At 63.5% G+C, this 15858-nt stretch carries 16 protein-coding genes and 1 pseudogene; 6 read left to right on the top strand and 11 right to left on the bottom strand.

From position 1 onward, the window contains the following. Window positions 1–23: 23 nt before the first annotated feature. Both ACWTU9_RS09565 and ACWTU9_RS09570 read right to left on the bottom strand, forming a co-directional pair. Window positions 24–626, bottom strand: coding sequence for a hypothetical protein (locus tag ACWTU9_RS09565; protein WP_455858075.1), 603 nt, complete (start codon window positions 624–626; stop codon window positions 24–26). A gap of 81 nt (window positions 627–707) precedes the next feature. Further along, window positions 708–1556, bottom strand: coding sequence for an RNA methyltransferase (locus ACWTU9_RS09570; RefSeq protein ID WP_455858076.1), 849 nt, complete (start codon window positions 1554–1556; stop codon window positions 708–710). 221 nt (window positions 1557–1777) lie between these two features. Between ACWTU9_RS09570 and ACWTU9_RS09575 the strand changes: the two genes are divergently transcribed. From ACWTU9_RS09575 to ACWTU9_RS09585, 3 genes are read left to right on the top strand one after another with little or no spacing between them, the layout of a single operon-like run. Next, window positions 1778–2989 carry an NADP-dependent isocitrate dehydrogenase gene (locus ACWTU9_RS09575; protein ID WP_455858077.1) on the top strand — a complete coding sequence of 404 codons (1212 nt, stop codon included), beginning with the start codon at window positions 1778–1780 and terminating at the stop codon, window positions 2987–2989. A gap of 59 nt (window positions 2990–3048) precedes the next feature. Beyond that, window positions 3049–3663: a glutathione S-transferase family protein gene (locus ACWTU9_RS09580; RefSeq protein ID WP_455858078.1), complete on the top strand. Its 615-nt coding sequence runs from the start codon at window positions 3049–3051 to the stop codon at window positions 3661–3663. A gap of 15 nt (window positions 3664–3678) precedes the next feature. Then, window positions 3679–4260 carry a demethoxyubiquinone hydroxylase family protein gene (locus tag ACWTU9_RS09585; RefSeq protein WP_455858079.1) on the top strand — a complete coding sequence of 194 codons (582 nt, stop codon included), beginning with the start codon at window positions 3679–3681 and terminating at the stop codon, window positions 4258–4260. Window positions 4261–4270: 10 nt separating this feature from the next. Here the strand turns inward: ACWTU9_RS09585 and ACWTU9_RS09590 are convergent. The 5 genes and pseudogenes from ACWTU9_RS09590 to ACWTU9_RS09610 form a co-directional block, all read right to left on the bottom strand. Then, window positions 4271–4748: pseudogene (locus tag ACWTU9_RS09590) on the bottom strand (DUF2269 family protein). Further along, window positions 4745–6058, bottom strand: a complete 1314-nt coding sequence (locus ACWTU9_RS09595; RefSeq protein WP_455858080.1) for an SDR family oxidoreductase — start codon at window positions 6056–6058, stop codon at window positions 4745–4747. Before ACWTU9_RS09595 ends, ACWTU9_RS09590 begins: the two are co-directional and overlap by 4 nt. 9 nt (window positions 6059–6067) lie before the next feature. Continuing rightward, on the bottom strand, window positions 6068–8734 hold the full coding sequence (gene alaS, locus ACWTU9_RS09600; protein ID WP_455858081.1) for an alanine--tRNA ligase: 2667 nt from the start codon (window positions 8732–8734) through the stop codon (window positions 6068–6070). A 273-nt stretch (window positions 8735–9007) separates the two neighbouring features. Further along, the gene (recA, locus tag ACWTU9_RS09605) at window positions 9008–10108 is read right to left on the bottom strand and encodes a recombinase RecA (protein WP_112561417.1); all 1101 of its coding nucleotides are present in this window, start codon (window positions 10106–10108) and stop codon (window positions 9008–9010) included. A gap of 92 nt (window positions 10109–10200) precedes the next feature. Beyond that, window positions 10201–10452, bottom strand: coding sequence for a hypothetical protein (locus tag ACWTU9_RS09610; protein ID WP_455858285.1), 252 nt, complete (start codon window positions 10450–10452; stop codon window positions 10201–10203). Between ACWTU9_RS09610 and ACWTU9_RS09615 the strand changes: the two genes are divergently transcribed. Together ACWTU9_RS09615 and ACWTU9_RS09620 are read left to right on the top strand one after the other, a co-directional pair. After that, window positions 10393–11337 carry a carbohydrate kinase family protein gene (locus tag ACWTU9_RS09615; RefSeq protein ID WP_455858082.1) on the top strand — a complete coding sequence of 315 codons (945 nt, stop codon included), beginning with the start codon at window positions 10393–10395 and terminating at the stop codon, window positions 11335–11337. The genes ACWTU9_RS09610 and ACWTU9_RS09615 overlap by 60 nt on opposite strands. Window positions 11338–11407: 70 nt before the next feature. After that, entirely contained in the window at window positions 11408–12325 is a 918-nt protein-coding gene (locus ACWTU9_RS09620; protein ID WP_455858083.1) for a pseudouridine-5'-phosphate glycosidase, read from the top strand. Window positions 12326–12573: 248 nt separating this feature from the next. Here ACWTU9_RS09620 and ACWTU9_RS09625 read toward each other — a convergent pair whose 3' ends face one another. Then, window positions 12574–12897 carry a TfoX/Sxy family protein gene (locus ACWTU9_RS09625; protein WP_455858084.1) on the bottom strand — a complete coding sequence of 108 codons (324 nt, stop codon included), beginning with the start codon at window positions 12895–12897 and terminating at the stop codon, window positions 12574–12576. Window positions 12898–12986: 89 nt separating this feature from the next. Between ACWTU9_RS09625 and ACWTU9_RS09630 the strand changes: the two genes are divergently transcribed. Continuing rightward, window positions 12987–13484 carry a GFA family protein gene (locus tag ACWTU9_RS09630; protein ID WP_455858085.1) on the top strand — a complete coding sequence of 166 codons (498 nt, stop codon included), beginning with the start codon at window positions 12987–12989 and terminating at the stop codon, window positions 13482–13484. Between the two features lie 150 nt (window positions 13485–13634). Here the strand turns inward: ACWTU9_RS09630 and sufA are convergent, their stop codons facing one another. The 3 genes from sufA to ACWTU9_RS09645 form a co-directional block, all read right to left on the bottom strand. After that, entirely contained in the window at window positions 13635–14015 is a 381-nt protein-coding gene (sufA, locus tag ACWTU9_RS09635) for a Fe-S cluster assembly scaffold SufA (RefSeq protein ID WP_013532156.1), read from the bottom strand. 105 nt (window positions 14016–14120) lie between these two features. Continuing rightward, window positions 14121–14513, bottom strand: coding sequence for an SUF system Fe-S cluster assembly protein (locus tag ACWTU9_RS09640; RefSeq protein WP_256750870.1), 393 nt, complete (start codon window positions 14511–14513; stop codon window positions 14121–14123). Between the two features lie 5 nt (window positions 14514–14518). After that, complete coding sequence (locus tag ACWTU9_RS09645; RefSeq protein WP_455858086.1) at window positions 14519–15760, bottom strand: cysteine desulfurase; 1242 nt, start codon at window positions 15758–15760, stop codon at window positions 14519–14521. Window positions 15761–15858 lie beyond the last annotated feature (98 nt).

A 15858-nucleotide genomic window follows, 5' to 3' on the forward strand; every position in this document is an offset into this window, starting at 1 on the left:
GAAGATCGCTTTTCGCGATTGCTCTACAGCCCGCGCTTGCCGAAACCCGCCGGCTTAGGCCGGCCCATCGGTTGGACAGACGGCACCGAGCGTGTGGCAGGTGCGGCGGCGCGCGCAGTGGATGGCGCAGCGCTGGTGGCCATCCGGCCGCCAGCCGACGGAACAGCGCCCTCGAAATCGAAAACCGATGTCAGCTCATCGATATTGCTGCCCGCCACCGGCTTTGCCACCAGGATCGTGCACCAAAGGCCAAAGATCGACAGCGCGAGCAGGTTGAGACCGCCGGACGTGTTTTCCGGATTGTTGAAATCGATGGCCAGCAATGTGCCTGCCTGCAGAAAAGCGTAGATGGCGCAGAACACGATGTAGGACCACAGGATCCAGGCCTTGCCGTTGGCGTCGCGGCTGCGCCGCCAGGCAAAGTTGCCGCGCATGACAACAGCCAGGAGCGAAACGACGAGGACCGCGCCGGCCATCCCTTGCCGCGACGGGCCGGGCGCGGAATTGATGAAGCCTTCGAGACCCATCGTCCCCACAATGCATACCAGAGCCAACATGCCCTCGAGGAAGGCTAGGCCGAGGGAATAGAAGAAGAAGCGCATGCGGCCGATATTGGACGTGAACATTTGCCACCCCGCCGTTTTGACAACAATGGATGAGAAGCAAATAAAATTCGGTTACTTCAGCCGTTCGAAGCTTAGTGATTGCTAATCTTCTTTGTCTGCCAGGCGTTTTCGAGCGGCGGCCGGAAGCCGTCTCGGATCGTCTCCCGGCGAGCCGTCGCCGCGCGGCATGGCCGGCGAAAACCGGTCCAGCGACGAGATGATGCCGCGCAGCACCTTGAGTTCCGGCTCGGCGAAACCGGCGCGGGTCAAGACGGCGCGCAGATTGTCGACCATCTTGGGTTTCTTCGGCGCCGGGCGGAAATAGCCGCGCGCTTCGAGCGCGCCTTCGAGATAGGCAAACAGGCCGTGCAGCTCTTCCTTGCTCGCCGGCTTCATTTCGGGACTGGAGAAATTGGTCGCGGTCTCGTCCTTGAGGCTCGACTTCATCCATTCATAGGACATCAAAAGTACGGCCTGGGCGATGTTGAGCGACGAGAAGCCGGGGTCGACCGGAAAGGTGACGATCTCGTCGGCCAGCCCGACCTCGTCATTGTAGAGGCCGAAGCGCTCGCGCCCAAACAGGATCCCGGTGCGCTGACCGGCTATTTGGCGCGCCCTGAGCGCCCTGCCCGCCTCGACCGGACCGCGCACGGCTTTGAAGCCGTCGCGCTCGCGCGCCGTGGTGGCGAAGACGAAATTGAGATCGGCGACCGCGGACGCCAGATCGCCGAACACAGTGACGGCATCGATGACATGGTCGGCGCGGCTCGCCGCCGCGCGCGCCTTCTCGCTCGGCCAGCCATCGCGCGGATTGACGAGCCTCAGTTCGGACAGGCCGAAATTGGCCATGGCGCGCGCCACCATGCCGATATTCTCGCCGAGCTGCGGCTCGACCAGAATGATCGCCGGACCGGCGGCGGGGACGTTTTCAGGCGATTGCGGGGCGGACATGATCTCAATGAACTGCTGTTTGCGGCTTTTTCAGCGTTCCCTGCCACATCCGTCCGCCAAAATGAAGCTTTTGAAAAACAGCAGATAGACGCGCCACCCTCCGCTTTGGTGGCCGATCGGCGTTTGCGCGGCCAAATAGGCTTTGATATACGCTCCGCATCCCCGGCCAAAAGCCATGCGGGCAAGGCCGTTCCGTTCCCCAAAAGCGAGGCATTCTTTCCATGGCGAAGATCAAGGTGGCGAACCCGGTCGTCGAACTCGACGGCGACGAGATGACCCGCATCATCTGGCAGTTCATCAAGGACAAGCTGATCCACCCTTATCTCGACCTCAAGCTTGAATATTACGACCTCGGCGTCGAGCACCGCGACGCCACCAGCGACCAGGTAACCATCGATTCGGCCAACGCCATCAAGAAGTGGGGCGTCGGCGTCAAATGCGCGACGATCACCCCCGACGAGCAGCGCGTCGAGGAATTCAAGCTGAAGAAGATGTGGAAGTCGCCGAACGGCACGATCCGCAACATTCTTGGCGGCACCATCTTCCGCGAGCCTATCATCATGAAGAACGTGCCGCGGCTTGTGCCCGGCTGGACCAAGCCGATCATCGTCGGCCGTCACGCCTTCGGCGACCAGTACCGCGCGACCGACTTCCGCTTCCCCGGCAAGGGCAAGCTGACGATCAAGTTCGTCGGCGAGGACGGCAAGGTGATCGAGCATGACGTGTTCGACGCACCCGGCGCCGGCGTCGCGATGGCGATGTACAATCTCGACGAATCCATCCGCGAATTCGCCCGCGCCTCGCTGAATTACGGCCTGCTGCGCAACTATCCGGTCTATCTCTCGACCAAGAACACCATTCTCAAAGCCTATGACGGCCGCTTCAAGGACATCTTTCAGGAAGTCTACGAGCAGGAGTTCGAGGCAGAGTTCAAGGCGAAGAAGCTTTGGTACGAGCACCGCCTGATCGACGACATGGTGGCCTCGGCCCTGAAATGGTCGGGCGGCTATGTCTGGGCCTGCAAGAATTATGATGGCGACGTGCAGTCCGATACGGTGGCCCAGGGTTTTGGTTCGCTCGGCCTGATGACCTCGGTGCTGATGACGCCCGACGGCAAGACGGTGGAAGCGGAAGCCGCGCACGGCACCGTCACCCGCCACTATCGCCAGCACCAGAAGGGCGAGGAAACCTCGACCAATTCGATCGCCTCTATCTTCGCCTGGACGCGTGGCCTCGCCCACCGCGCCAAGCTCGACGACAATGCCGAACTGAAGCGCTTTGCCGACACGCTGGAGAAGGTCTGCATCCAGACCGTCGAGAGCGGCTTCATGACCAAGGACCTGTCGCTCTTGATCGGCCCCGACCAGCCCTGGCTTTCGACCACCGGCTTCCTCGACAAGATCGACGAGAATCTGCAGAAGGCGATGGCGTAAGCCGATAACGAAGGCTCCGAAAGGAGCCTTCTTTTTGGGCAGAAACGAGGGGCTGATCGATGACCAGGCCGATCCTCTACGGCGCCGACTACAGCGTCTATGTCCGCATCGTGCGCCTGGCGCTGGCGGAAAAGGGTATCGACTACGAGCTTGTGCCGGTCGATATCTTCGCTGCCGATGGTAGTCCAGCCTGGTATCTGGAACATCACCCGTTTGGCCGCATCCCGGCCTTCGAGCATGACGGTTTTCGCCTGTTCGAAACCAGTGCAATCGCCCGCTATGTCGACGAGGCGTTCGACGGCCCGGCGCTGCAGCCGAAGGACCTGCGCGGCCGCGCGCGGATGAACCAGATCATCGGCATGCTCGACGCTTATGCCTACAGGTCGATGGTCTGGGATGTCGCCGTCGAGCGGCTGGAGAAGGAAGCGCCCGACGAGGCGCTGATCGCCGACGGACTGCGCCAGGCCGAAACGGTGCTCAGGGTGCTTGCCTCCCTCAAAGCGCCCGGGCCGTGGCTGCTCGGCGATCAGCTGACGTTGGCCGATCTGCACGCGGCGTCAATCATCGCCTATTTCCTTAGGGTTGCCGAGGGGCAAAAGTTGCTCGCTGAATTTGCCGATATGCAGGCTTGGTGGGACCGAATTGCAAAGCGTCCGAGCCTGGCGGTCGGTTGAGAAGGCTGGGCGCCCATGGTTGACCTTTCTCGCCAGGATGCGCTCACCGTCGCCCGAATAGTCAGGGTCAACCACGCCGGTGAGTTCGGTGCGATCAGGATCTATTCGGCCCAGATTCTTGTCGCCAAACGCTTCTGGCGGGATTGCGTGCCATCCTTGTCGGAGATGCTCGGGCACGAGCGCACGCATTGCGCCGCGTTCCGCGCCGCCATGCCGGCGCGGCAGTCGCGGCCGTGCCGGGTGATGCAATTCTGGAGCTGGGGCGGCTGGCTGCTGGGATTTGTGACCGCCCTGCTCGGCCCGCAAGGCATCTGGGCCTGCACAGCGGCGGTCGAAGCGACAGTCCACCGCCATCTCGACGATCAGCTCTTCTTTTTGGCCAATCGAGACCCTGAATTGCACGGCATCATCCTGGCAATCCGCGAGGAAGAGCTCGCGCATCTCCATCACGCCGAAGAGCAGTTGAAATCGCCCGGCCCGGCGCTGAACATTCTGCGGTCGCTGATTTCGGTCGCCACCGACGTGCTGATCTGGCTGTCCACATGGGGCGACTCCAGCAGAATGACGCACGCGCTGAAGGCGGCAAGGCAGGGCTAGGCGGTGCAGCCTAAAGGCCGATTGCCGGCCTTGTCACCATCAACCATAGGATGGCAAGAACGGCGGCGAATGCCGGGACGCCGCCCGAACCAGATGCGAAACAGGCGCTTTTCCTCAAGGGGCAGCGGTGTGTTGTCGATGACCGCCTGCCGCGCCAGGTTGCGGATGCGGATCTGAAGCCGGACCACCGGCAGCCAGAACAGGCCGGTCACGACATAGAGCAGCAGAGACAGCACGATCCAGCCTTCGGAAAGCGGCCAGCCCACGGCCTGCGCCAGCAGCACGCCGGTGATGGGCTGCACGGTGACGGCGGTCGCGGTGAAAATGGTGTCGGCGATGACGACGGTGCCGGCGACATGGGCAACGAGTTCGGCACGGCCGGTGCGCTGCGCCATCAGCATGAAGAAGGCGATGCCGGCACCGGTGCCGAACAGGACCGTGGCGCCGATGATATGCGCCCAGCGCAGGAGGTCGGTCCAGAGGTTCATCGCTCATCCAAAATCGCCATCGCCACCAGGGCGAGGCAAAGTGCTGGAACAGCCTTGACCATTGCCCCCAGCGGATCGAGCCACAGGTCAGGCGCAAGCGCGGTTGCTGCGCCAAGATAGGCCAAGGTGATGGCAATCATCCCGATCAGTGCGAGGCGCGCCAGGGACCGAACGAGAACAGCGGCGCCGACAAGGATGTCGGCTACATTTCCGGCAAGAACCATTCCGAGGGCGAGTGCTGGCGACAGGCCATGCGAGACCAGAATGCCGGCAGCAGCATCCTGCCTGACAAAGCCGACGATGCCGGACACCAGCCAGAACAGCGAGAGGCAGCCGAATACGACCGGTTTCAGCAGCCAGAGCCGCGCGAACCAGCGCTCCTGAACATGGGCGGGCATGGCGGCCAGCGTTGACTCCAGCGGATGCAGCGGATGATCGGAAATCTCGCTCCACGACCTGGCGTTGCCGGTCACGCCGCGCGCCAGCGCGGCCAGAGCCGCGCTGCGCAAAGGCGATCGCCAGCCGAGCAGGCCGAGACCATCGGCAACAACAGCCGCGATCCGGCCGAGAAAGGATGGCATCGGCACCACAGGGGCCGGCGGCAGGCCAAGCCATGCCCGGAAGGCAACCAACACATCGGCCAGCGATCGCGCATCGGTCTCGACGAGATCGACGGACAGACGCGGCGGCAGCGATCCGGCAACCGCGCGCGACACGGCCTCGGCAACATCGGTGACCGCCACGGTCTGGACCGGCTGACCCGCCATGACGGCAGGGACAAAACCGGGAAAGGCGGCAAGAGCGCGCACAAGTGCTGTCCCACCATAGGCGGCGGGCGCGATCACCAGCCCCGGGCGCAGGATTGTCCACTCCAGCGAAGAACCTGCGACGGCCTTGTCGCCTTGCGCCTTGGTGCTGAAGAAAACATCCGGCGAGGCGAGATCGGCGCCGATTGCCGAGATCTGTATGAAATGCCCGATACCGGCCTGTTCGCAGGCCGCGACAAGCGCCACGACCGCGCCTCGGTGGATGGCGTCGAGGCGGTCGCGCGGGCCGTCCTGCAAGGCGCCCGCGGCATTGACCACCGCATCCATGCCGGCGACCAGCGGCAGCCAGTCTTCAGCGGCAAGCAGCCCCGCCATGTCGGCCGCGACCCAGCGCACGGCTGGCCAGCGTCGCGCGGCCTCGCTGATATCGCGGCCGAGGCCGGTCACATCATGCCCGTCGCGAGCCAAGCGGCCGACGACGGCTTCGCCGATCAGTCCGTAGCCGCCGAGGACGAGCACCTTCTTGCGGGGACTATCGGGCATGGGGTGGCTTCAGGCTGCCTCCAGCGCTGCCTTGACCGCGGCGATGGCATCATTCGCCTTCGAGGCATCCGGGCCGCCGGCTTGCGCCATGTCGGGCCGGCCGCCGCCGCCCTGCCCGCCGAGCGCTGCCGAAGCCACGCGCACCAGATCGACCGCGCTGAAGCGGCTAACGAGGTCGTCGGTGACAGCGACCACGACACTTGCCTTGTTGTCTTCGCCCGCGCCAACGAACACGACTACGCCAGAACCGAGCGAGGTTTTTCCCGCATCGGCGAGCGGCTTCAGGTCTTTTGGCGACACGCCGGAAACCGCTTTGCCGAGGAAGCCGACGCCGGCGACGGTTTCGTTGGCCGCCGGAGCATCGGCGGGCGACCCGCCGCCCAGCGCCAGTTTCTTGCGCGCTTCGCTCAGCTCCTTCTCGAGCTTCTTGCGCTCCTCGAGCAGCGTCTCGACGCGCGCCGGCACGTCGGCAGGCGAGATCTTCAGCACTGCCGCCGTCGCCTTCAGGCGTCTGTCCTGCTCGTCGAGATATTTGCGCGCGGCTTCGCCGGTCAGCGCCTCGATGCGGCGCACGCCGGCGGCGACCGCGCTGTCGGAGACGACGCGGACAAGACCGATATCGCCGGTCGCGCGGACATGGGTGCCGCCGCAGAGCTCGACAGAATAGGGCCTATTGGCCTTGGCGCCGTGCACGCCGGTGCCCATCGACACGACGCGCACCTCGTCGCCGTATTTCTCGCCAAACAGCGCCATGGCGCCCTCGGCGATGGCATCGTCGACCGACATCAGGCGTGTCGTCACCGGGCTGTTCTGGACGACGATTTCGTTGGCCATGCGCTCGACCTCTTCGAGGTCTTCGGCCGAGATCGGCTTGTTGTGCGAAATGTCGAAGCGCAGCCGCTCAGGCGCCACCAGCGAGCCCTTCTGCGCGACATGGGTGCCTAGCACCTCGCGCAGCGCCTCATGGATCAGATGCGTGGCCGAATGGTTGGCGCGCAGCCTGGTGCGGCGTGCATGGTCGACCTTCAGTTCGACAGAAGCACCGGTCTTGACCGAGCCGCTCGCCACCTTGCCCAGATGCACGAACAGCCCGTCGGCCTTCTTCTGCGTGTCGGAGATTTCGATCGAAAAACCTTCGCCTGAGATCACGCCAGTGTCGCCCATCTGGCCGCCGGACTCGCCATAGAACGGCGTCTGGTTGACGACGACCGCCACCGCATCGCCCTTGCCGGCGCTGTCGACGGTCTTGCCGTCCTTGACCAGCGCCTGGATGAGGCCTTCCGCAGCTTCAGTTTCGTAGCCGAGGAATTCGGTGGCGCCGGTCTGTTCGCGCACGGAAAACCACACCGTTTCGGTGGCGGCCTCGCCGGACCCGGTCCAATGCTTGCGCGCCTCGGCCTTCTGCTGCTCCATCGCATGGGTGAAGCCGGCAAGATCGACCGAGATGCTGCGCTGGCGCAGCGCGTCCTGCGTCAAATCGAGCGGGAAGCCGTAAGTGTCGTAGAGCTTGAAGGCGGTCTCGCCATCCAGCATGTCGCCAGCATGCAGCGTCTCTGTCGCCTCGGAGAGCAAGCCGAGGCCGCGCACCAGCGTCCTGCGGAAGCGCGTCTCCTCGAGCTTCAGCGTCTCGGTGATCAGCTGTTCGCCGCGCAGCAGTTCGGGATAGGCCTGGCCCATCTCGCGCACCAGCGCCGGCACCAGCTTCCACATCAGCGGCTCCTTGGCGCCCAGCAGCTGAGCATGGCGCATGGCGCGGCGCATGATGCGGCGCAGCACGTAGCCGCGGCCTTCGTTCGACGGCAACACGCCATCGGCCACCAGGAAGGATGACGAGCGCAGGTGATCGGCAATGACGCGGTAGGACGCCACCGTCTCCTTGTCAGGCCCCTGCCCGAGCGCGGACGACGCCGCGTCGATCAGATGGCGGAACAGGTCGGTCTCAAACACGCTCTCCACCCCTTGCAGGATGGAGGCCATACGCTCCAGGCCCATGCCCGTGTCGATCGACGGCCGCGGCAGGTCGATGCGCTCTTCCTTGGTGACCTGCTCATACTGCATGAACACCAGGTTCCAGAATTCGAGGAAGCGATCGCCATCCTCCTCCGGGCTGCCAGGAGGGCCGCCCCAGATGTGCTCGCCACGGTCGATGAAGATCTCCGAGCACGGACCGCAGGGTCCGGTGTCGCCCATCGCCCAGAAATTGTCCGAGGTCGGGATGCGGATGATGCGGTCATCGGAGAAGCCGGCGATCTTCTTCCAGAAGCCGGCCGCCTCGTCATCGGTGTGATAGACGGTGACCAAGAGCTTGTCCTTGTTCAGCCCGAACTCCCTGGTGATCAGGTTCCAGGCCAACTCGATGGCGCGCTCCTTGAAATAGTCGCCGAAGGAGAAGTTGCCGAGCATCTCGAAGAAGGTCAGGTGGCGCGCGGTGTAGCCGACATTGTCGAGGTCGTTGTGCTTGCCGCCGGCGCGCACGCTCTTCTGCGCGGTGGTGGCGCGCGAATAGGGCCGCTTCTCAAGACCGGTGAAGACGTTCTTGAACTGCACCATGCCGGCATTGGTGAACATCAATGTCGGGTCGTTGCGCGGCACCAGCGGGCTCGAGGCCACGACCTCGTGGCCCTCCTTGCGGAAATAGTCGAGGAATGTCGACCGGATCTCGTTCACGCCACTCATGACTGCTGCCTTTTCGCGAAAACCGCCGGCACGGCCGGCGGAAACTGGGTCTCTGCTTTTTAGAAGATCGACTTGGCCTTTTAGCGGGCGGGCTTCACCCTGTCCAGAAACTCGGAATTGGGCCAATCCGGCAGCTGCCAGGCTGCCTTCACGCCTGCCCAAAAACGAAAACCGCCGGCTCGAAGGCCGGCGGTCTGGAACGCAAAACTAAGAACTCGATTACATAAGCATCAGATAATAGACTGGATTTATGGCCGAACTCTGACCGTTACCCTACATGGCGCCGGATTCTTCCTCGAAGCCGTCGTCTTCGCCGCGCTCAGGGCCGCCATTTTCGAGGAATTTCTCGGCGATCAGCCCGGCGTTCTGCCTGAGCGCCAGTTCGATCTCGCGCGCCGTGTCAGGATTGTCGCGCAGGAACAGTTTGGCGTTCTCGCGGCCCTGACCGAGGCGCTGCGAATTGTAGGAGAACCAGGCGCCTGACTTCTCGACCACGCCGGCCTTGACGCCGAGGTCGACCAGCTCGCCGGTCTTGGAGACGCCCTCGCCATACATGATGTCGAACTCGACCACCTTGAAGGGCGGCGCCAGCTTGTTCTTGACCACCTTGACGCGGGTCTGGTTGCCGACGACCTCGTCGCGGTCCTTGACCGAGCCGATGCGGCGGATGTCGAGGCGGACCGAAGCATAGAATTTCAGCGCGTTGCCGCCCGTCGTGGTTTCCGGCGACCCGAACATGACACCGATCTTCATGCGGATCTGGTTGATGAAGATGACCATGGTGTTGGAGCGCGAGATCGAGGCGGTAAGCTTACGCAGCGCCTGGCTCATCAGACGCGCCTGCAGGCCGGGTAGCGAATCGCCCATTTCTCCCTCGATTTCAGCGCGCGGCGTCAGCGCTGCGACCGAATCGACCACCAGCACGTCGATGGCGCCGGAACGCACCAGCGTGTCGCAGATCTCCAGCGCCTGCTCGCCGGTGTCGGGCTGCGAGATCAGCAGGTTTTCGAGATCGACACCAAGCTTGCGGGCATAGACCGGGTCGAGCGCATGCTCGGCATCGACGAAGGCGCAGATGCCGCCCTTCTTCTGGGCTTCGGCAACAGTGTGCAGCGCCAGCGTCGTCTTGCCCGAGCTTTCCGGCCCGTAGATCTCGACGATGCGGCCGCGCGGCAGGCCGCCGACGCCAAGCGCGATGTCGAGGCCGAGCGATCCGGTCGGCACGGTTTCGATCTCGACGACCTGCTCATTGGCACCCAGCCGCATGATCGAGCCCTTGCCGAAGGCGCGCTCGATTTGCGACAGCGCCGCGTCCAGAGCCTTTGATTTGTCCACCGCTTTGTCCTCTACAAGCCGCAAAGAATTCTGAGCCATGATACATCACCCCTTGGTCGTCAATGAAGGCCGGACAATCCGTAATCCCTGCCCCAGTTTGTACCTTTTTTGTTCTCGTTTGGCAAGAGGGGTCAAATATCTGAAAAACAATCCTTATCCGGATTTGTTCGTTTTTTGTCTAACGCTTTCGTTTCCGGATGCATCCCGCATTGGGCCAGACGTTCCAGCCGTTTGGCCCCGACCGAATCGCCGGCTTGCCTGCGAAGCTCCGCCGCACAGCCTAGCGCTTGTGCGGCTCGAATAACAAAGGTCATATCGCCGGCATGGTGAAATCTGCAAAAATCCTCGCCGTCGGCGGCGCCCATATCGACCGGCGCGGCCATGTGTCCGGCCCTTACGTGCCCGCCGCCTCCAACCCCGGCACCATGCGCGAAGATGTCGGCGGCGGCGTCTTCAACGCGCTGCGCAGCCTCGTTCGGCGCGGCGTCTCGGCCTCGCTTTTGTCGGTGCGCGGCGGCGATGCCTCGGCCGAGACGGTATCGCGCGCCATCATTGAGGCCGGCATTGCCGACCTGTCGGCGGTGTTCCTCGACCGCACCACGCCAAGCTACACGGCGCTGATCGACCGCGAAGGCGAGCTTATCACCGGCTTTGCCGATATGGCGCTCTACGATTTGGCCTTCCCCAAACAGATCCGCCGCTCCAAGGTGCGCGAGGTGGTTGCCGAGGCCGATGCGGTGCTGTGCGACGCCAATCTGCCGTCTTCAGCACTTGAGCGGCTGGTGGGGCTCGCCGCCGGCAAGCCGGTCTATGCCATCGCTATCTCGCCGGCCAAGGTGGTGCGGCTGGTACCCGTGCTGAAGGCGCTCGCGCAGGTCTTCATGAACCGGCGCGAGGCCGTGGTGCTGGCCGGCGTCAATGCGGATGCGACGGAGCGCGAAATCGTCGACGGTTTGCGCTGCAGCGGCCTCAGGAGTGGCGTGGTGACGGCAGGCGATGGCCCGGTGCTTGGCTTCGACGAAGCCGGCGCCTTCTCGATCCTGCCGCCGACGCCGAGAAAGGTCGCCGACGTCACCGGCGCCGGCGATGCGCTGGCCGGTGCTAGCATCGCTGCCCTGCTGCGCGGTCTGGCCTTGCGGCAGGCCCTGCGCGAGGGCGTGGCCGCGGCAACGCTCGCCATCGAAAGTGCGGATGCCGTGCCGGCCTTTACCACCGCGACCTTTGCCGAGGTGCTGGCCCTTGTGCCCGACGCGCGGGAAATGGCATGAGGGTGGCCAATTACCATCGCCGGAACGCGACGTCCAAGAGGACGCGCGGCTATCCGGACCGGAGACCGTCATGACCCCGCAAAGCGCCCGCCCCTTCATCGACATCCACCCGCCGGTGGCCAAGGCGCTCGCCGCCGGCCGCCCCGTGGTGGCCCTGGAAAGCACCATCATCACCCATGGCATGCCCTACCCCGACAATGGCGCCATGGCCGCCAATGTCGAGAAGATCATTTTGGACAATGGCGCGGTGCCGGCGACGATCGCCGTGGTCGCCGGGCGCATCAAGATCGGCCTGTCGGACGGCGAGCGCGAATCGCTCGCCATGACCGGCGACGCCATGAAGCTGTCGCGCGCCGATCTCGGCTTTGCGGTGGCGCAAGGCCGCACCGGCGGCACCACCGTCGCCGCCACCATGATCGCGGCCGACATGGTCGGGATCAAGGTGTTCGCCACCGGCGGCATTGGCGGCGTCCACAAGGGCGCCGAAAAAAGCTTCGACATATCCGCCGATCTCGATGAGCTGGCGCGCACGCCGGTCATCGTCGTCTCGGCCGGCGCCAAGGCGATCCTGGACATTGAAAAGACGCTGGAAGTGCTGGAAACGCGCGGCGTGCCGGTGATCGGCCATGGCTGCGAGATGATGCCGGCCTTCTGGTCGCGCCAATCGCGCTTCCGCGCCCCGCTGACCCTGCACAAGCCTGAAGAGATCGCGCATTTCTACAAAACGCGGCAGGCGCTGGGCCTCGCCGGCGGCATGCTGATCGCCAATCCGGTGCCGCAGGATGACGAAATCCCGGCCGATGAAATGGCCGGCTACATCGAGGCCGCGCAGAAGGCGGCGGAAGCGCAGAACGTGACGGGAAAGGCGGTGACGCCGTTCCTGCTGGGGAAGATACTGGAACTGACGGGCGGCCGGAGTTTGAAGACGAACATCGCGCTGGTGGAAAACAATGCGCGGCTGGCGGCGAAGATCGCGAGGGCATTGTAGAGAAGGAAACCAAGCCTCGTTGGCGGTGCAAGGCTAAGCGCGACTGCCGCGTTCCGTCACACCCCCCTCTGTCCTGCCGGACATCTCCCCCGCAGGGGGGAGATCGAGCTGTCATTTTCGCTTTCGCCAATCTTCAACGTTGAAGGAGAAGCGCCGGCACCGAAGCTGCCAATCTCCCCCCTTGCGGGGGAGATGTCCGGCAGGACAGAGGGGGGTGCTGTCCCTCCAACGTTCCGAATTATTGCGCGTCACTTCCCCGCCCGCAGCCCCGCCTCATAAGCCCGCCGCGCCCAGAGCGCCATCTCGTCGGGATCGTCGAAAGCGCTGTCGGGAATGCTCCAGTAAGGCATGGCGACCAGTTTGCCGTGGCGCGTGCCGGTATAGGTCCACTGCTTGCAACCGGCCGCTTCGAAGTCGGGGGCGCTTTGCTCGTCGGCCTTGAGCAGCAGTTCGCCACGCAGCACGATGGCGACGATGATGCCGTCGAAATAGATGCCCTTGCCGCCGAACAGTTTGCGGATCGAGACTGGGCCAAGGCCCTCGAACAGTTCGGCGATGCGTTCATTGTCCATGCCGCAATCATGTCATCGCGATCTTGTCTTGTCATTGCCGCAACCAAGATCATGCTGACAAGTTGAGAGCCATCCGTCGGAGTTTTGCCATGCCGCTTCTGCTCAAAGGATCCTGCCGCTGCGATGCCGTCCACTTCGAGGTGGAAAGCCACACGCCGGTGCCGTTCATGCTGTGCTACTGCTCGATCTGCCGCAAGCAGCAGGGCGGCGGCGGTTTCGCCATCAATCTCGGCGCCGACTACAAGACACTGAAGATCAAGGGCAAGCGCAGCCTCGGCGTCTTTCGCGCCGAGATCGAAGATGACGAGCATCCAACGTGCGAGGTTTCGTCGGGCGAGCGCAATTTCTGCAGGAAATGCGGCTCGGCGCTCTGGCTCTACGACCCGACATGGCCGGAGCTGGTACATCCCTTCGCTTCCGCTATCGACAGCGAACTGCCGAAACCGCCGGAAAAGGTGCATCTGATGCTGAAATACAAGGCGAGTTGGGTCGAGCCAGTGATTGGCAAAAAGGACAAGGCGTTCGACGTCTATCGCGAGGAATCGATCGCCGACTGGCACAGGCGGACAAAGATGTGGGTGAAGTAGCTCTCTTCTCCCCGTCACTATACGGGGAGAAGATGCCGGCAGGCAGATGAGGGGCGGCGCGAACTCCAGACTTGAGGAGCCGGCGCTGCCCCTCATCCGGCCCTTCGGGCCACCTTCTCCCCGTAAAGTGACGGGGAGAAGGAAGAAACCTCAGGCCGAAGCCCGTGCCTCGGCCAATGCCTTCAGGTCGGCCGGCTTCAGCTCGACCGATTCGCCGCAGCCGCAGGCCGAACTCTGGTTCGGGTTGTGGAAGGTGAAGCCGGTGCGCAGCGTCGTCTGCTCGAAATCCATCTCAGTGCCGAACAGGAACAGCGCTGCTTCAGGCGCGACATAGACATGGGCGCCATCACGCTCGATATGGTCGTCCTTGGTGTTGGGCTCGGTCACCAGATCGACCGTATATTCCATGCCGGCGCAGCCGCCCTTCTTGATGCCGAGGCGAATGCCGTGCGCATTGTCGCGGGTGGCAACGATCTCGCGCACCCGGTCGGCGGCCTTTTCGGTCATCGTGATGACGGCAAAGCGTCCCATTCTTTTTCCTCTTCCATTCCATGCAGGTTCAAGGCCTGCCGAATGATTCCTCACCTAAAATGGTGAAGTTTTACCACTGGTGCAAGTGTGCCAGACCTTGCCTGCCTAGTACCAGCCGACCGCCACCTGCGCCTCTTCCGACATGCGGTCGGGCGACCAGGGCGGGTCGAAGGTCATGTTGACCTCGACGCCGGAAACGCCCTCGACGGCACCGACGGCGTTTTCCACCCAGCCTGGCATTTCGCCGGCCACCGGGCAGCCAGGCGCTGTCAGAGTCATGTCGATCTTGACCGAGCGGTCGTCCTCGATGTCGATCTTGTAGATCAGGCCGAGTTCGTAGATGTCGGCCGGGATTTCCGGGTCATAGACCGTCTTCAGCGCCGAGACGATGTCGTCGGTCAGCCGCGCCAGTTCGTCGGCGGGAATGGCCGAGGCGGAAACAAGCGGATTGATGGCTGCTTCCGGCGCGGTCTCGGTGGTGTGGCTCGCATCATCCATGGTCATCATCCAAAGAACTTGCGCGCTTTCTCAAGCGCCTCGGCCAAAGCATCGACTTCGGCCCTGGTATTATACATGCCGAACGATGCCCTGCATGTGGAGGTTACGCCAAAGCGTTTCAACAGCGGCTGGGCGCAATGGGTTCCGGCGCGAACCGCCACGCCTTGCCTGTCTATCACCATCGACACATCATGGGCGTGAATACCCTGCAATTCGAACGAGATGATGGCGCCCTTGCCCGGCGCATCGCCGAAGATGCGCAGCGAGTTGATGGCGCGCAGCCGCTCATGCGCATAGGTTTTGAGATCGGCCTCATGGGCGGCGATACGCTCGCGGCCGATCTTTTCCATGTATTCGAGTGCGGCGCCCAGCCCGATCGCCTGCACGATCGGCGGCGTGCCGGCCTCAAAGCGGTGCGGCGGCTCGTTGTAGGTGACGATATCTTCCGTCACCTCCTCGATCATCTCGCCGCCGCCCATGAAGGGGCGCATGCCCTGCAGAATGTCCTTCTTGCCGTAGAGCACGCCGATGCCGGAGGGGCCGTAAACCTTGTGGCCGGTGAAGACGAAGAAATCGCAGTCGAGATCCTGGACGTCGATCGGCATATGGACAGCGCTCTGGCTGCCGTCGACAAGCACCGGAATGCCACGAGCATGCGCGATGCGCACGATCTCCTTGATCGGCGTCACTGTGCCCAGCGCATTCGACATCTGGGTGATGGCGACCAGCTTGGTCCGGTTGGTCAGCCGCTTTTCGAATTCCTCGATGTGGAAGACGCCGAGATCGTCGACCGGCACCCAGACCAGCTTGGCGCCCTGCCGCTCGCGGATGAAATGCCACGGGACGATGTTGGAGTGATGTTCCATGATCGACAGCACGATCTCGTCGCCCTCGCCGATATTAGGCATGCCGTAGCCATAGGCGACGGTGTTGATGGCGGCGGTGGTGTTCGAGGTGAAGACGATGTTGTCGGTGCTCGGCGCGTTGAGGAAACGGCGCACCGTTTCTCGCGCCTTTTCATAGGCGTCGGTCGCAGCGTTGGAAAGGAAATGCAGGCCACGGTGGACGTTGGCGTATTCCTGGGAATAGGCGTGCTGGATGGTGTCGAGCACCACCTGCGGCTTCTGCGCCGAGGCGCCATTGTCGAGATAGACCAGCGGTTTGCCATAGACTTCGCGCGACAGAATCGGGAAGTCGCGGCGGATCGCCTCGACGTCATAAGGGGTGGTTTCGAGTTTCTGGTCCATTACAAGCTCTCTTGAGGCATCGCCTCATTTCGTCACGCACCCCTCATCCGTCTCGGCGCTGCGCGCCGATCCACCTTCTCCCACAAGGGGAGAAGGCT

The organism is Mesorhizobium sp. 128a (genome assembly GCF_053848025.1).

Bases quoted from the DNA above. Each gene is read 5' to 3' on its own strand.
- sufA (WP_013532156.1), bottom strand. From the start codon at position 14,015: ATGGGACGCTTTGCCGTCATCACGATGACCGAAAAGGCCGCCGACCGG.
- ACWTU9_RS09625 (WP_455858084.1), bottom strand. From the start codon at position 12,897: ATGGACAATGAACGCATCGCCGAACTGTTCGAGGGCCTTGGCCCAGTC.
- ACWTU9_RS09595 (WP_455858080.1), bottom strand. From the start codon at position 6,058: ATGCCCGATAGTCCCCGCAAGAAGGTGCTCGTCCTCGGCGGCTACGGA.
- ACWTU9_RS09620 (WP_455858083.1), top strand. From the start codon at position 11,408: ATGACCCCGCAAAGCGCCCGCCCCTTCATCGACATCCACCCGCCGGTG.
- ACWTU9_RS09575 (WP_455858077.1), top strand. From the start codon at position 1,778: ATGGCGAAGATCAAGGTGGCGAACCCGGTCGTCGAACTCGACGGCGAC.
- ACWTU9_RS09570 (WP_455858076.1), bottom strand. From the start codon at position 1,556: ATGTCCGCCCCGCAATCGCCTGAAAACGTCCCCGCCGCCGGTCCGGCG.
- ACWTU9_RS09645 (WP_455858086.1), bottom strand. From the start codon at position 15,760: ATGGACCAGAAACTCGAAACCACCCCTTATGACGTCGAGGCGATCCGC.
- alaS (WP_455858081.1), bottom strand. From the start codon at position 8,734: ATGAGTGGCGTGAACGAGATCCGGTCGACATTCCTCGACTATTTCCGC.
- recA (WP_112561417.1), bottom strand. From the start codon at position 10,108: ATGGCTCAGAATTCTTTGCGGCTTGTAGAGGACAAAGCGGTGGACAAA.
- ACWTU9_RS09580 (WP_455858078.1), top strand. From the start codon at position 3,049: ATGACCAGGCCGATCCTCTACGGCGCCGACTACAGCGTCTATGTCCGC.
- ACWTU9_RS09565 (WP_455858075.1), bottom strand. From the start codon at position 626: ATGTTCACGTCCAATATCGGCCGCATGCGCTTCTTCTTCTATTCCCTC.
- ACWTU9_RS09615 (WP_455858082.1), top strand. From the start codon at position 10,393: ATGGTGAAATCTGCAAAAATCCTCGCCGTCGGCGGCGCCCATATCGAC.
- ACWTU9_RS09640 (WP_256750870.1), bottom strand. From the start codon at position 14,513: ATGGATGATGCGAGCCACACCACCGAGACCGCGCCGGAAGCAGCCATC.
- ACWTU9_RS09610 (WP_455858285.1), bottom strand. From the start codon at position 10,452: ATGGCCGCGCCGGTCGATATGGGCGCCGCCGACGGCGAGGATTTTTGC.
- ACWTU9_RS09585 (WP_455858079.1), top strand. From the start codon at position 3,679: ATGGTTGACCTTTCTCGCCAGGATGCGCTCACCGTCGCCCGAATAGTC.
- ACWTU9_RS09630 (WP_455858085.1), top strand. From the start codon at position 12,987: ATGCCGCTTCTGCTCAAAGGATCCTGCCGCTGCGATGCCGTCCACTTC.